This window comes from Micrococcus sp. iso_229 (genome assembly GCF_058072725.1).
This window is the reverse complement of record NZ_CM176514.1, coordinates 1,913,241-1,926,988: the sequence shown is the minus strand read 5'-3', so window position 1 is coordinate 1,926,988 and position 13,748 is coordinate 1,913,241. Positions and strand designations below refer to the sequence as shown.

At 73.6% G+C, this 13,748-nt stretch carries 13 protein-coding genes; 9 read left to right on the top strand and 4 right to left on the bottom strand.

The genetic code is table 11. The features are described from left to right. Positions 1 to 5: 5 nt before the first annotated feature. On the bottom strand, positions 6 to 2,189 hold the full coding sequence (locus AC3RKA_RS08915; protein ID WP_489727133.1) for a transglycosylase domain-containing protein: 2,184 nt from the start codon (positions 2,187 to 2,189) through the stop codon (positions 6 to 8). A gap of 68 nt (positions 2,190 to 2,257) precedes the next feature. Here AC3RKA_RS08915 and sp36 point away from each other — a divergent pair, with 68 nt between their 5' ends. The 3 genes from sp36 to AC3RKA_RS08900 are packed head-to-tail and all read left to right on the top strand — an operon-like array spanning position 2,258 to position 3,814. Beyond that, positions 2,258 to 2,425: a Sp36 family protein gene (gene sp36, locus AC3RKA_RS08910; RefSeq protein ID WP_010080276.1), complete on the top strand. Its 168-nt coding sequence runs from the start codon at positions 2,258 to 2,260 to the stop codon at positions 2,423 to 2,425. Beyond that, the gene (locus tag AC3RKA_RS08905) at positions 2,422 to 2,922 is read left to right on the top strand and encodes a RidA family protein (RefSeq protein WP_060775056.1); all 501 of its coding nucleotides are present in this window, start codon (positions 2,422 to 2,424) and stop codon (positions 2,920 to 2,922) included. The genes sp36 and AC3RKA_RS08905 overlap by 4 nt, the downstream gene beginning before the upstream one ends. Next, positions 2,912 to 3,814: an NUDIX hydrolase gene (locus AC3RKA_RS08900; RefSeq protein ID WP_489727132.1), complete on the top strand. Its 903-nt coding sequence runs from the start codon at positions 2,912 to 2,914 to the stop codon at positions 3,812 to 3,814. Before AC3RKA_RS08905 ends, AC3RKA_RS08900 begins: the two co-directional genes overlap by 11 nt. A 35-nt stretch (positions 3,815 to 3,849) precedes the next feature. Here the strand turns inward: AC3RKA_RS08900 and AC3RKA_RS08895 are convergent, their stop codons facing one another. After that, positions 3,850 to 4,527, bottom strand: coding sequence for a Crp/Fnr family transcriptional regulator (locus AC3RKA_RS08895; protein ID WP_002854021.1), 678 nt, complete (start codon positions 4,525 to 4,527; stop codon positions 3,850 to 3,852). A gap of 174 nt (positions 4,528 to 4,701) precedes the next feature. Between AC3RKA_RS08895 and AC3RKA_RS08890 the strand changes: the two genes are divergently transcribed. The 4 genes from AC3RKA_RS08890 to AC3RKA_RS08875 all read left to right on the top strand — a co-directional run bounded on the left by AC3RKA_RS08890 (position 4,702) and on the right by AC3RKA_RS08875 (position 8,499). Beyond that, complete coding sequence (locus AC3RKA_RS08890) at positions 4,702 to 6,087, top strand: MarP family serine protease (RefSeq protein WP_336264790.1); 1,386 nt, start codon at positions 4,702 to 4,704, stop codon at positions 6,085 to 6,087. A gap of 119 nt (positions 6,088 to 6,206) precedes the next feature. Next, positions 6,207 to 7,856, top strand: a complete 1,650-nt coding sequence (locus AC3RKA_RS08885) for a sodium-dependent transporter (protein ID WP_060973804.1) — start codon at positions 6,207 to 6,209, stop codon at positions 7,854 to 7,856. Between the two features lie 3 nt (positions 7,857 to 7,859). Then, a complete protein-coding gene (locus AC3RKA_RS08880; RefSeq protein WP_002854027.1) occupies positions 7,860 to 8,045 on the top strand; it encodes a methionine/alanine import family NSS transporter small subunit in 186 nt (61 codons plus the stop codon). After that, positions 8,017 to 8,499, top strand: coding sequence for a GntR family transcriptional regulator (locus AC3RKA_RS08875; protein ID WP_489727131.1), 483 nt, complete (start codon positions 8,017 to 8,019; stop codon positions 8,497 to 8,499). Before AC3RKA_RS08880 ends, AC3RKA_RS08875 begins: the two co-directional genes overlap by 29 nt. A 75-nt stretch (positions 8,500 to 8,574) precedes the next feature. Here AC3RKA_RS08875 and acs read toward each other — a convergent pair whose 3' ends face one another. Continuing rightward, entirely contained in the window at positions 8,575 to 10,515 is a 1,941-nt protein-coding gene (gene acs, locus AC3RKA_RS08870; RefSeq protein ID WP_227448750.1) for an acetate--CoA ligase, read from the bottom strand. A gap of 234 nt (positions 10,516 to 10,749) precedes the next feature. Here acs and nth point away from each other — a divergent pair, with 234 nt between their 5' ends. After that, positions 10,750 to 11,556, top strand: a complete 807-nt coding sequence (gene nth / locus AC3RKA_RS08865) for an endonuclease III (RefSeq protein WP_098470750.1) — start codon at positions 10,750 to 10,752, stop codon at positions 11,554 to 11,556. A gap of 21 nt (positions 11,557 to 11,577) precedes the next feature. Here the strand turns inward: nth and AC3RKA_RS08860 are convergent, their stop codons facing one another. Further along, positions 11,578 to 12,783, bottom strand: coding sequence for an NAD(P)-binding domain-containing protein (locus AC3RKA_RS08860; RefSeq protein ID WP_227448749.1), 1,206 nt, complete (start codon positions 12,781 to 12,783; stop codon positions 11,578 to 11,580). A 36-nt stretch (positions 12,784 to 12,819) separates the two neighbouring features. Here AC3RKA_RS08860 and AC3RKA_RS08855 point away from each other — a divergent pair, with 36 nt between their 5' ends. Then, positions 12,820 to 13,629 (top strand): NUDIX hydrolase, encoded by an 810-nt coding sequence (locus AC3RKA_RS08855; RefSeq protein ID WP_336264788.1) that lies wholly within the window; start codon positions 12,820 to 12,822, stop codon positions 13,627 to 13,629. Positions 13,630 to 13,748 lie beyond the last annotated feature (119 nt).

Sequence of the window (13,748 nt, the reverse complement as noted above, 5' to 3'; positions counted from 1 at the left end):
CGCGGTCAGAAGCCCGGGACCGCCTGGGGCTGCGGCCCGCCCCGGTCCAGGTCGTCGATGTGGAACTGGCGTCCGTCCGGGTGCTCGCCGGCCTCGCCCGGGTCCTCCGACTGCGGGCCGTCCCACTCGGGCAGTTCACCCGGCGGGAACTTCTCCTTGGCCATCTGGTTGTACTCGAGCCAGGACGGGCCGTTGATGGAGGTCGAGTAGAACGGGTTGCGGACCTCGCCGTTGACGGTCTCGCCCGTCATGGACTTCAGGTTGTTGTAGCGGCCGGTCCACACGGCGGTGGCCAGCTTGCTGGTGAACCCGACGAACCACGTGGAGGACACGTTGTCGTTCGTGCCCGTCTTGCCGCCGAACTCGTAGCCGGCGCCCTCCTCGGCGATGTTGAAGCCGCCGATGTGGCGCAGGACCGGCATCAGCTCCCGGACGTGGTCCGGGTCGATGACCTGGTCGCACTGCGGGTCGGCGACGTCGTACTGGTTGCCGGCGGTGTCCGTGACCTCCAGGATGGCGCGCGGCTCGCAGTACAGGCCGTTCGCGGCGATGGCGGCGTACGCCCCGGCCAGGGACAGCGGGGCCACCGAGTCCTTGCCGAGCAGGAAGGACGGGTCGTCCGGCTGCAGCGGGGAGCTGTCCAGGGCGCGGGTGATGCCCAGCTGGGTGGTGAGGCTCGTGATGTCGCACAGGTCCAGCTGGTACGCGGTGGCGACGGTCGGGGTGTTCACGGACCAGAAGAGACCCTCGTCCACGCGCACCTGCCGCAGCATGCCGGGGATCACGTTCTTGAACTGCCAGGTGCCGCCGACCGTGGTGTAGCCGCCCGGGCGGCACGAGGCCGCGAAGCGCGTGCCCGTGGGGTAGACGTTCCGGGAGGCGTCCACGGAGTCGACCAGGCGGTTGCCGTTGCGCAGCCACGTCAGGGCCACGAAGGGCTTGAGCGTGGAGCCGGCCTGGAAGCCCTGGCCGCCGCCCCACTGCTTGTCCACGTTGAAGTTCAGCGAGGTGTGGCCGAGCTCGTCCTGGATGGCGTACTCGGTGTTCTGGGCCATGGTGCGGATGTTGCCGGTGCCGGCCTCCACCGAGGTGAGCGCGTGGCCGGCGCCCAGCGACTCGTTGTTGGGCACCGAGGCGCGCAGGTTCTTCTCGGTCTCCTTCTGGAGCGTCGAGTCGATCGTCGTGCGGATGGTGAGTCCGCCGCGGTCCAGCAGGGCCTGGCGGGACTGGACGTCCGGGCCGAACGTGGGGTCGGCGAGGATCTGCCGCTCCACGTAGTCACAGAAGTAGGTGCCGAACTTGGCGTAGAGGCAGCCCGAGGGGCGGGACTCCATGACCACCTCCATCGGCTGGGCGACGGCGTGGTCGTACTCCTCCTGGGAGAGGTAGCCGTTCTCCCTCATCGCGTTCAGCACGAGGTTGCGCCGCTCCGTGGCCTCCTCCGGGTTGCGGGCCGGGTTGAACCGGGTGGGGGACTGGACCATGCCGGCCAGCGTGGCGGCCTCCCAGCTCTCCAGGTCGGCGGCGGACTTGCCGAACACGTACTGCGAGGCGGCCTCGACCCCGTAGGCACGGCCGGAGAACAGCACGATGTTGAGGTAGCCCTCGAGGATCTCGTCCTTCGACATCTGCTTCTCGACGGCGACCGCGAGCTTGATCTCCTTGACCTTGTCCGCGATGTTCTTGGAGCCGGAGAGCGTGAGGCGGGAGTCGCCGCGGATCTGCTGCACGTTCACCAGCATGTTGTTCACGAACTGCTGGGTGAGGGTGGAGGCGCCCTGCGTGGAGTCGGAGGTGGCGTTGTTCACGGTCGCGCGGATGAGGCCGCGCGCGTCCACGCCGTCGTGATCGTAGAAGCGCTCGTCCTCGATGGCCACGATCGCGTGCTGCATGTGCTCCGAGATCTCGTCCAGCGGGACCGGGGTGCGGTTCTCCTCGTAGAAGACGGCGATCTCCTCACCGTCCTCCGAGAGGATGCGCGACGGGACGGAGACCGGCTCCGCGGGCAGCTCGTCCGGCAGCTCGTCCAGCATCTCCCGGCCCGACGCGGCGGCGACACCGGCCAGGCCCGCGACGGGCAGCAGGAGGGCCGCCACGAGCAGGCCGGCCACCGCCGAGAGGCCCACGAAGGCGAGGAGGCGGCCGAGAGCGCTCGAGGGCGCGGGGAAGCGGGTCGTGCGGGAGGCCATGGGCGCGAGTGTAGCGCGGGCACCTGGGACCTCTTCCGGCGTCCGCGCCGGTGGCTAGGGTGGGTCCCATGACTCAGCAGACGCAGTGGGAGTACGCCACGATCCCCCTCCTCATCCACGCGACCAAGCAGATCCTCGACCAGTGGGGCGAGGACGGCTGGGAGCTCGTCACGGTGATCCCGGGCCCCGAGGGGAACAACCCCGTGGCCTACCTCAAGCGTCCGAAGGCGGCGTGAACGTGACGGAGCAGTCCTCGGCCCCCACCTGGGGCGACGGCGCCGTCGCGGCCCGCCTCGCGGAGCTCGGCATCGACCGACCCGCCGTCGCGGCGCCGGTCGGCTCCTACGTCCCGGCCCTGCGGGACGGCGACCTCGTGCTGACCTCCGGCCAGCTCCCCTTCGTGGCCGGCGCCCTGCCCGCCACCGGCAAGGTGGGCGCGGAGGTCACCCCCGAACGCGCCCAGGAGCTCGCGCGGACGTGCGCCGTGAACGCGGTGGCCGCGGTGCACGAGCTGCTGGGCGACCTGGACCGGGTCGCCCAGGTCGTCAAGGTCGTCGGCTTCGTGGCCTCCGACCCCGCGTTCACCGGTCAGCCCGGCGTGGTGAACGGCGCCTCGGACGTGCTGGCCGAGATCTTCGGCGAGGTCGGCCGCCACGCGCGCTCCGCCGTCGGCGTGGCCGTGCTGCCCATGGACGCTCCCGTCGAGGTGGAGATCACCGTCCGTGTCCGCTGATCCGGCCGGCCTGCTGCTGCCGGTCCCGGAGCAGGAGGAGGACCTCACCCGCCAGTGGTTGGACCGCCGCTTCAGCCAGGTACGCCCGGCCCGGCCCGGGTCGGCCGTCGTGCTCGTACGCGACGGCGACGACGGCCCGGAGGTCTTCCTCCGACACCGCGCGGGACGCACCCCGCTCGGCCGCGTGGGCCTGCCGGGCGGCGCGCTCCTCGAGTCCGACGCCGACTCGTGCCCGTGGTACGGGCACGAGCCCTCCCAGTGGGCCCACACGTTCGGGACAACGGACCGGCGGCGTGCGCGGCAGCACGTGGTGGCCGCCGTCCGTCAGCTCCACGACGAGGCCGGAGTGCTCCTCGCCGGTCGCTCCGACACGGACGTCGTGTCCACGGCGCGCATCGAGACCTGGGGTGGGGGCCACAGCTCCCTCGAGGAGGGCTCGGAGAGCCTGCCCCATCTGCTGGCCGCGCGCGGCCTCGGGGTGCGCGCCGACCTGCTGCGCCCCGTCATGCGCTGGCATTCCGCGCCCCACGTCCACCGACGCTTCGACACGGCCGTGTTCGCCACGACGACCCCACCGGTGCAGTCCACGCCGACATCCGAGGAACCCGGTCCCGAACTCCAGGCGTGGGTGCCCGCGTGTCGCGCACTGGCCGGCCCGCTGCGGCTGCCCGGACCCGCCGGGGCGGAGGGCATGGCACCCTTCGACCAGGTGGCGACCCCGCTGACGCAGGTGATCGTGCGTCGGGTCGCGGCGCACCGGACGGCCGCCGCCTTCCTGCTCTCCGCCACGCCCTGTGCCCGGCGCGGCCCGGTGCCGGAATACCACCTGGTCACCGAGGCCGGCGACGACGGCACCCCCCGGATGCGCGTGGAGCGGGCCCCCCGGGACTGACCGGGGTGGCCCGCTCCACGGCAGGGCGAGGGGCGTCAGCGTGAACGCTGGCGCAGACGCTGCAGGTCCAGGATGACCACGGCGCGGTTCTCCAGGCGGATCCAGCCGCGCTGGACGAACTCGGCCAGGGCCTTGTTCACGGTCTCGCGGGACGCGCCCACCAGCTGGGCGAGCTCCTCCTGCGTGAGGTCGTGCGCCACCAGCAGGCCGTCCGCGGCCGGGCGGCCGAAGCGGTCCGCGAGGTCCAGGAGCGCCTTGGCCACGCGGCCCGGCACGTCCGAGAACACCAGGTCCGCCAGGGACTCGTTGGTCTTGGACAGGCGCTGGGCCAGGGCCTGGAGCAGCTGGACCGACACATCCGGCGACGAGGCGATGGCGCGGCGCAGGTTCTCGTGGCGCAGACCGGCCAGGCGCGTGGCGGACACCGCGGTGGCGGTGGCGTTGCGCGGGGCGGGGTTGAACAGGGCCATCTCGCCGAAGATCTCGCCGGGGCCGAGCACGGCCACGAGGTTCTCGCGGCCGTCCGAAGCGGTGCGGCCGAGCTTGATCTTGCCGGACATGATCACGTACAGCTGATCGCCCTGGTCGCCCTCGTGGAACGCGGACGCGCCGCGGGAGAGCTCCACCTCGGTCAGCTCCGAGGTGAGGATGGCGAACACCTCGTCGTCCAGGTTGGTGAACAGCGGAGCCTTCCGCAGAACCTCGAGATCCATGTGTGCGTGTCCTCTCTGTGGCCAGTTCCTCACACCGCGGCGGAGGAGCCGCCCGGTTCACTGGCGTCCATTGTGCCCCATACCCCAGTGCGGGCCGATACCCTGGATCCCCCACCGGGCGCGCGGGCGGTCCCCGTGCGTGGCCGGTGCCGTCGCATCCGAAGGAGGTCGCCCATGCCGCTGGGTCTGACGTGGCTGGACGTCCTGCTCATCATCGGGCTCGCGATGCTCCTGGTCCAGGGTCACCGTCGCGGCCTGTGGGTGGTGCTGGGCAACCTCGTCGGCCTGGTCGGCGGCGCCGCGATCGCGTTCTACGCCCTGCCTGAGGTGGCGAAGGTCGTCACCGCGCCGCAGTGGCGGTGGGCCGCGCTGATCGCCACCCTCGTCCTGCTCGTGGCGGCGGGCCAGTACGTGGGCGCCGCCATCGGCGAGGCGATCCGGCTGCGCGTGAACCTGCCGGCCCTGCGACTCGTCGACCGCCTCCTCGGCGCGCTCGCCGCCGGTCTCGCGGGCGCCCTCGTCCTCTGGCTCGTGGCGTTCTCCATCGCGGCCTCCGGCTCCACCGCGGTCACCCGTGAGGTGACCCGCTCGCGGGTGATCACAGCGCTGGACACCGTGATGCCCGACTCGCTCCTGGCCTGGGCCGCCCGCTCGCGCTCCGCCGTCGCCGACCTGGACGTGCTGCCGGAGCTCGAGCTGCCCGCCCCCGTCCCGGAGACCGACGACGGCGTCCGCGCCGCCCCGGCCCCGGCCGTGACGCCGGGTCTGCCCTCGGCCGCCTCCTCCCCGTCCGACACCGCCACGTCCGTCCCGCCCGCGACGTCCGCCGCGGCGACCCTCGAGGAGCCCGACGACGCCGCGGCCTCGTCGTCCACGTCCGCCGCGCCGTCGGCCACGACGACCGCCCCCGCCTCGTCGGCGTCGACGGCCGCCCCCTCGACTCCCGCCGCCTCCTCGGCGTCGGCCGCCGTCGTCCGGCTGACCGGGACGGCCGCGCAGTGCAACCAGGTGCAGAGCGGCTCGGGCGTGGCCGTGGCCCCGGACCGCGTGCTCACGAACGCGCACGTGGTCCTCGGCGTGGACGCCCCCACCGTGACGGACCGCGCCCGCGGCGTGCACGCGGCGCGGATCGTCCACCTGGACACGGCGCACGACCTCGCCGTCCTGGCGGTCGACGACGCGGACCTGCCCGTCATGCCGGTCGGGGCCGAGCTGACGGGCGGCGCGTCGGCCTCCGTCCTGGGGTACCCCGACGGCGGCCCGTTCGCCTCCACCCCCGCGGCCGTGCAGGCCGTCGGCGAGGTGCCGCTCGGCGACGTCCTGACCGGGGCCGCGAGCATGGTGGACGTCTACACCCTCGCGGCGGACATCCGCCACGGCTACTCGGGCGGCCCGGTGGTGGACGCCGCCGGGAACCTGGCCGGTCTGGTGTTCGCCCGGGCCCCGGGCTCGGACGCCGTCGGCTACGCCCTGACGGCGGACACCATCGCCCCCGTCGTCGCCGCGGCCCCGCAGATGACGGCCACGGTCCCCTCGGGGGACTGCGTCCCGGGCGGCTGAGCCGGCGCCGCGCCACGCGCCTGACGCCCGCATTCCGGACCGGACTGTCCGGCAACGGCCCGCGTCGACTATTGTGGCCGCCGTCACACTCGAGTTTTCCCGACCCTCGGAGGTCCTGCATGTCCAGCACCGTCTCCGCGCCGGCGCCCGCGCCGGCGCCACAGCGCACCCGGGAGGAGTTCACCGGCCGGTGGGCCTTCATCCTGGCGGCCATCGGCTCCGCCGTGGGCCTCGGCAACATCTGGCGCTTCCCCTACGTCGCCTATGAGAACGGCGGCGGCGCGTTCGTCATCCCCTACCTGATCGCGCTGCTCACCGCGGGCATCCCGCTGCTGTTCTTCGACTACGCGATCGGCCACCGCTTCCGCGGCTCCGCGCCTCTGGCATTCCGACGCCTGTCCCGGTGGACCGAGACCGTCGGCTGGTGGCAGGTGCTCATCTGCGTCGTCATCGGGATCTACTACGCCGCGATCATCGGCTGGGCGATCATGTACACCTGGTTCTCCGTGGACCAGCGGTGGGGCGACGACCCGGAGACCTTCCTCATGGGCGACTACCTGCAGGTCGCCGACGACCCGTCCCCGTCCTTCGACTTCGTCTCGGGCGTCTTCTGGCCCATGCTCGCCGTCTGGGTGATCACGCTGCTCATCATGGGCTTCGGCGTGCGCCGGGGCGTGGCCCTGGCCTCGATGGTCGGCATCCCGCTGCTCGTCGTGATGTTCCTGATCCTCGTCGGCATCGCCCTCACCCTGCCGGGCGCCGCCCAGGGCCTGGACGCGCTGTTCACGCCGAACTGGTCCGCGCTCGCGGACCCGGGCGTCTGGATCGCCGCCTACGGTCAGATCTTCTTCTCGCTGTCCGTCGGCTTCGGCATCATGATCACCTACGCCTCCTACCTCAACCGCCGCACGAACCTCACCGGCTCCGGCCTGGTGGTCGGCTTCTCCAACTCGGGCTTCGAGATCCTGGCCGGCATCGGCGTGTTCTCCGCCCTGGGCTTCATGGCGCAGGCCTCCGGCGTGTCCGTGTCCGAGGTGGCCGGCAGCGGCATCGGCCTGGCGTTCATCGCCTTCCCCACCCTGATCTCGCAGGCCCCGCTCGGCGCCCTGATCGGCGTGCTGTTCTTCGGCTCGCTCGTGGTCGCCGGCTTCACCTCGCTGATCTCGATCCTCGAGGTCGTCATCTCCGCCGTGAAGGACAAGCTCGGCTGGGGCCGCTGGACGGCCACGATCGTGGTGATCGGCCTGTCCGGGGTGGTCTCCCTCGCCCTGTTCTCCACCACCACGGGCCTGCAGATGCTGGACACCATGGACGCGTTCGCCAACAACTTCGGCATCGTGGGCGCGGCGCTCCTGTCGGTGCTCCTGGTCACCGGCGCGCTGGGCTCGGCCCGTCGCATCACGGCGCACCTCAACGCCGTCTCCTCCTTCAAGGTCGGCCGCGGGTACGTGCTGCTGATCGGCGTGCTCATGCCGATCGTGCTCGCCTACATCTGGCTCTCCTGGATCATGAAGGTGATCGCGGAGGGCTATGAGGGCTACCCGGGCGACTTCCTCGGCGTCTTCGGCTGGGGCATCGCGCTCGGCTCCGTCGCCCTGGCCGTCCTGCTCTCCCTGATCCCGTGGTCCCGCAAGTCCAACCTCTACGCGGAGGACCTGGACAGCGAGATCCACGGCGACCTCATCCCGCACAACGCCGTGCCCCAGGGCACCGTCCCCACCGGCGCCCTGCCGGTGATGCCCGCGGCCACCACCCGGAAGGAGCTCTGACCGATGAGCACCGCAGCGATCGTCATGATGTCCCTGGCCATCCTCCTGGTGTGGGGCGGCCTCGCGGTCTCCGCCGTCCACCTGCTCCGCCACCCGGACGACTCCTCGGGCGATCTCGCCATCGGGGGCGAACTGGCCCCCGCCGTGTGGGAGCGCGAGGATGGCCGTCTCGACGCGCAGCACCGGTGAGACGATGCGGGCCCCCGGTCCGTCCGCGGCGACCCCGTCCGCGGCCCCGGTCGCCGGCGGGGCTGCGGGCGTGGTCTCCGACTCCCTGCCGGTCGTGGCGGTGGACGCGAGCCTGCCGACCCCGCCCTACCGGCAGATCGTGGACGCGGTCCTGGCCGGCGTCGCCTCCGGATCCCTGGCCCGCGGTGACCGACTGCCGCCCGTGCGCGCGCTCGCCGCCGAGCTCGGCGTGGCACCGGGCACCGTGGCCCGGGCCTACAAGGAGCTCGAGGCGCACGGCACCATCCGCACCCGGGGCCGCGCGGGCACGTTCGTGGCCGCCTCGGCGGACGCCCGCGCGGACGCCGCGCACCAGGCCGTGCGCCGCTGTCTCGACACCCTGCTCGAGCGCCTCGGCTACACACCCGACGAGGCCGTGGAGCTGGTCCGCCGGGACGCGGCCGCCCGCGCCTGAGCCGGGCCCGCCCACCGACGACGCCGCCCCGGACCGCACGCAGCGTGCGGACCGGGGCGGCGTCGTCGTGCCGGCTCAGGCCTTCGGCGCGAGCGTCTCCACGATGCGCTGCATGACCGTGGGGTCGGCCAGCGTGGTGGAGTCGCCCGGGTCGCGGCCCTCGGCCACGTCCTTGAGCAGGCGGCGCATGATCTTGCCGGAGCGCGTCTTGGGCAGCTCGGGGACCACGAGCACGCGCTTGGGCTTGGCGATGGGGCCGATGTCCTTGCCCACGTGCTGCCGCAGCTCCTCCTCGACCTCGGCGACGTCGCGGTCGGCCGCGGCGGCGACCTCGGTGAGCAGGACGAACGCGACGACCGCCTCGCCCGTGGTCTCGTCCTTCGCACCGACCACCGCGGACTCGGCCACGGACGGGTGCGACACGAGGGAGGACTCGATCTCGGTGGTGGACAGGCGGTGGCCGGAGACGTTCATGACGTCGTCCACGCGGCCCAGCAGCCAGATGTCGCCGTCCTCGTCGTAGCGGGCGCCGTCGCCGGCGAAGTACATGCCGGGGAAGCGGGACCAGTAGGTCTCCTTGAAGCGCTCCCGGTCGCCCCAGATGCCGCGCAGCATGGACGGCCACGGCTCGCGCACCACGAGGAAGCCTGCGCTCGTGTCCGTCATGGGCTCGCCGAGCTCGTCCACGACCTCCAGCACGACGCCGGGCACCGGCCTCTGGGCGGAACCGGGCTTGAGGGTGGTCACGCCGGGCAGCGGGGTGAGCATGTGGGCGCCCGTCTCGGTCTGCCACCAGGTGTCCACGATGGGGCAGCGGCCGGCGCCGATGACCTCGTGGTACCAGCGCCAGGCCTCCGGGTTGATGGCCTCGCCCACGGAGCCGAGCACGCGCAGGCTGGAGAGGTCGTACTCGTCCGGGATGTGCCGGCCCCACTTCATGAACGTGCGGATCGCCGTCGGCGCCGTGTAGAGGATGCTCACGCCGTACTTCTGCACGATCTCCCACCAGCGGCCCTGGTGCGGGGAGTCCGGGGTGCCCTCGTAGATCACCTGGGTGGCGCCGTTGACCAGCGGTGCGTAGGCGACGTAGGAGTGCCCGGTGACCCAGCCGACGTCGGCGGTGCACCAGAAGACGTCCGACTCCGGGTGCAGGTCGAAGGTGTCGTGGTGGGTGGCCGCGGCCTGCACGAGGTAGCCGCCGGTGGTGTGCAGGATGCCCTTCGGCTTCCCGGTGGTGCCGGAGGTGTACAGGATGTAGAGCGGGTGCTCGGCGTCGTGCCACACGAGCTCGTGCTCGTCGGACTGGCCGTCCACGACGTCGTGCCACCACAGGTCGCGGCCCTCGGTCATCTCGACCTCGGCCTCGTTGCGGCGGACCACGAGCACGTGCTCGGCGGTGTGGCCCGGCGCGGAGAGGGCCTGGTCCACGGCGGGCTTGAGCATGGAGGGCTTGCCGCGGCGGAAGGAGCCGTCCGCCGTGACGACGAGCTTGGCCTCGGCGTCGTCCACGCGTGAGCGCAGGGCGTCGGAGGAGAAGCCGCCGAACACCACGGAGTGGACCGCGCCGATGCGCGCGCACGCGAGCATCGTGATGACGGCCTCGGGGATCATCGGCAGGTAGACGGCCACGCGGTCGCCCTTGGTCACGCCGAGGGACTCGAACGCGTTGGCGGCGCGCCGGACCTCGGCGGCCAGGTCGGCGTAGGTGTAGGTCCGGGTGTCGCCGGGCTCGCCCTCGAAGTGGATGGCCACGCGGTCGCCGTGGCCGGCCTCGACGTGGCGGTCCAGGGCGTTGTACGCGGCGTTGGTGGTGCCGCCGACGAACCACTTCGCGAAGGGTGCGTCGGACCAGTCCAGGACGTCGGTGAAGTCCTGCTCCCAGTGCAGGAGCTCGCGGGCGCGGCGGGCCCAGTAGGCCAGGCGGTCCTCGGCGGCCTCCTCGTACAGGTCGGCTCCGGCCACCGCCTGGGCGGCGAATTCGGCCGGGGGCGGGAACGTGGGGATCTGCTCGTCCATCGACGGGGTCCTTTCGAGGTGGTGCGGTCGGTGCGTGGCGCGGATGTGACGCGTCCCACACTAGTCTCCCGCCTCAGCATGCCGCGCACGGCGGCGTCGTCACAAATCCTCGGGTCCTGTGTGTCGCATCGCGCCCGAAAGCGGGGGCCGGACCCGGTGTGGATGTCGGCACGCGCCCCGCTCCCTAGGATGGTCGGACCTGAGCGGATCGCACGAGGGCGGGAGGACGCGCGGATGGAGACGGAGCCGACGGGCACGCCGACCGGGGAGACCCGGCTGGCCCTGGTGCGCCGGGCGCGGCGGATCAACCGGATCCTGGCCGAGACGTACCCGTACGCCGTCGCCGAGCTGGACTTCGAGACGCCGTTCGAGCTGCTCGTGGCCACGGTGCTGTCCGCCCAGACCACCGACGTGCGGGTCAACGCGGCCACGCCGGCGCTGTTCGCCCGCTTCCCGGACGCCCACGCGATGGCCGCGGCCACCGAGCCGGAGCTGCAGGAGCTCGTGCGCTCCACGGGGTTCTACCGGAACAAGGCCTCCGCGATCCTGCGGCTGTCCCAGGAGCTCGTGGCCCGGCACGACGGCGAGGTCCCCGCCCGTCTCGAGGACCTCGTGGCGCTGCCCGGGGTGGGGCGCAAGACCGCGTTCGTGGTGCTCGGCAACGCCTTCGGCCAGCCCGGGATCACCGTGGACACGCACTTCGGCCGGCTCGCCCGGCGCCTGGGGTTCACGGACGAGACCGACCCGGTGAAGGTCGAGCACGCCGTGGGCGCCCTGTTCCCCCGCCGGGACTGGACGATGCTCTCCCACCGGCTGATCTTCCACGGCCGCCGCGTGTGCCACGCGCGCCGCCCGGCGTGCGGGGCGTGCCCGATCGCCCGCTGGTGCCCGTCCTACGGCGCGGGGGAGACCGACCCCGAGCGGGCGCGCGCCCTGCTCGCCTACGAGCTCAAGCCCGGCCGGGAGGAGCTGCTCGAGCTCCTGCGCGCGGGGAGGACGCGCCGGGAGCTGCGCGCCCTCGGCCACGGGCTGGAGGCCTGAGCGCCCAGCCTTCCTGCCTGCTCAGCCGGCGGTGAGGCCCGCGAGGATCGCGTCGACGGCCCGGCGCGCGTGCACCCCCACGCCCGCGAGCGTGGCCGAGGCGGCCCCGCACCAGTCGTCGTAGCCGAGCAGGTGCAGCCTCGGCACGTCCACCGAGGCGGTCGGCAGCGCACGCTCCGTCGCCGGCTCCCCGGAGGGGCGACGGGTCAGCTCGAGGCTCCGCAGATGGCGCAGGTCCGCCCGGAAGCCCGTGCACCAGACGACGTCATCCACCGGGTGCTCGGCCCCGCGCACCTGGGCCGCGGCGCGGCTGGCGGCGGGCCAGCCGTGGCTTGCGCCGGCGTCGTGGTCCCAACGGACGCCCTCCGGCGTGAGCGCCGTGGGCGCGGGGACCGCGTGGAGCCCGGCCTCGTCGCGGGCGCGGATCACCGAGGGCACCATGACGATGTCCCCGAGGTCGCCCACGCGCGCCTCGGAGCGGCCCAGCACGCGCGCCGAGGCTCGATCGAAGAGCACCCGCCCGTCCACGTCGTCCGGCATGAACCGGGCCGGACGCCGGGTGGCCCACGTGGTGGCGACACCCGCCAGCAGCAGGTCCGCCGCGATCTGGGCGCCCGAGTTGCCGCCGCCCACCACGAGGACGCGCCGCCCGGTGAACGCGTCGGGGGAGCGGTATGCGGCGGAGTGCCGCTGCGTGCCGCCGAAGCGGTCGGCGCCCGGGAGGGCCGGCACGAACGGGCGGGTGAACGAGCCGGTCGCCGAGACCACCGCGCGGGCTCTCAGGGCCGTGCCGTCCTCGAGCCGCAGGGTGAACGGAGGGGACGCGGCGGCGTCGTGCGTCACCGCCGTGACGCGCACACCCCGGTGCACCGGCAGCCCGTGGCGGTCCTCGTAGTCGGCCAGGTACGCGACGACGTGCCCGGCGTCCGGGGTGCCGGGGCCGGGCGACGGCGGCATGGGTCGGCCCGGCAGGGAGGAGTGCTCGGCGGGGGAGAACAGGCGCAGGGAGTCCCAGTGGTGCGGCCACGCGCCGCCGGGCTGGGCGGACGCGTCGAGCAGGACGAACGACGGCGGCGGGCCCGGCCGGCGTCCGCGGTCGACGTCCCGCGCGGCCCGCGCCAGGAAGTAGCCTGCCGCCAGTCCGGCCTGGCCGGCGCCGATCACCGCGACGTCCACCGGATCCGGGGACGCGGTGGCCGCCGGGGGCGAGGTCAGGGGAGCCGTCATGCCCCGAGGCTACGACCGGCGGCTAGCGTGGGGGCCATGCCTGAGACCCCCGCGAACCCCCGCCCGACCTCCCGCGACGCCGCCGGGACGTCTGAGGCGTCGCTGACGGGTGCGCGGGACCAGCTGGCGGACCTCGTGGCCCGCTGGGGCACGGCCCCTGCGGACGCGCCCGGTCGCCACGACCCGGCCTCGCTCACCACCATCCCGCCCGAGGCCGTGCCGATGTGGGGCTTCGACTGGCCCCGGTCCGGCGATCCGCGCCCCTCCGCCGTGCTGATCCTGTTCGGCGCCCTCGACGACGTCCCCGCCCGTCACGACGCCGAGCGTGTGCACCCGCACGTGGACGTGCTGCTGACCCAGCGCGCCGCCACCCTGCGCCAGCACGCCGGGCAGATCGCGTTCCCCGGCGGTCGCGTCGACCCCGAGGACGCCGACGTCGTGGCCACGGCCCTGCGCGAGGCGCAGGAGGAGACCGGCCTGGACCCGGCCGGTGTGGAGGTCCTGGGCGTGCTGCCGGCGGTGCCCGTGGTGGTCTCCGGGCACGTGGTGCACCCGGTGCTCGGGTGGTGGCGGGACCCCAGTCGCGTGGCGGTGGTCGACCACGCCGAGGCCGCGGCCGTGTTCCGGATGCCGGTCGCGGACCTGGTGGACCCCGCGAACCGGTGCCGCGTGGCCCGGCCCGGCGGCCGCCGCGGCGAGACGCCGGGCTTCCTCGTGGGCGAGCGCCTGGTGTGGGGGTTCACGGCGGCGCTGCTGGACCGTGTGTTGGCGCTGCTGGGCTGGGACGTGCCGTGGGACGACTCCCGCGTGCGTGACGCGCGGACCCACCGGATCCTGCGCGGCTGACGGCTGACGGCTGGGCGCCGCCGTCCGCTCCTGCACAGGCGCCGGAGGGCGGGCCCGTGTCCCCAGCGGCGGGGCCGGGGGTGCGGGCACCCAGGCGGGACGGTGGACTGGACGGGCCG

Coding starts and splice junctions, on each gene's coding strand:
- AC3RKA_RS08860 (WP_227448749.1), bottom strand. CDS start 12,783: ATGACGGCTCCCCTGACCTCGCCCCCGGCGGCCACCGCGTCCCCGGAT.
- AC3RKA_RS08895 (WP_002854021.1), bottom strand. CDS start 4,527: ATGGATCTCGAGGTTCTGCGGAAGGCTCCGCTGTTCACCAACCTGGAC.
- AC3RKA_RS08880 (WP_002854027.1), top strand. CDS start 7,860: ATGAGCACCGCAGCGATCGTCATGATGTCCCTGGCCATCCTCCTGGTG.
- AC3RKA_RS08855 (WP_336264788.1), top strand. CDS start 12,820: ATGCCTGAGACCCCCGCGAACCCCCGCCCGACCTCCCGCGACGCCGCC.
- AC3RKA_RS08890 (WP_336264790.1), top strand. CDS start 4,702: ATGCCGCTGGGTCTGACGTGGCTGGACGTCCTGCTCATCATCGGGCTC.
- AC3RKA_RS08885 (WP_060973804.1), top strand. CDS start 6,207: ATGTCCAGCACCGTCTCCGCGCCGGCGCCCGCGCCGGCGCCACAGCGC.
- AC3RKA_RS08915 (WP_489727133.1), bottom strand. CDS start 2,189: ATGGCCTCCCGCACGACCCGCTTCCCCGCGCCCTCGAGCGCTCTCGGC.
- sp36 (WP_010080276.1), top strand. CDS start 2,258: ATGACTCAGCAGACGCAGTGGGAGTACGCCACGATCCCCCTCCTCATC.
- acs (WP_227448750.1), bottom strand. CDS start 10,515: ATGGACGAGCAGATCCCCACGTTCCCGCCCCCGGCCGAATTCGCCGCC.
- AC3RKA_RS08875 (WP_489727131.1), top strand. CDS start 8,017: ATGGCCGTCTCGACGCGCAGCACCGGTGAGACGATGCGGGCCCCCGGT.
- nth (WP_098470750.1), top strand. CDS start 10,750: ATGGAGACGGAGCCGACGGGCACGCCGACCGGGGAGACCCGGCTGGCC.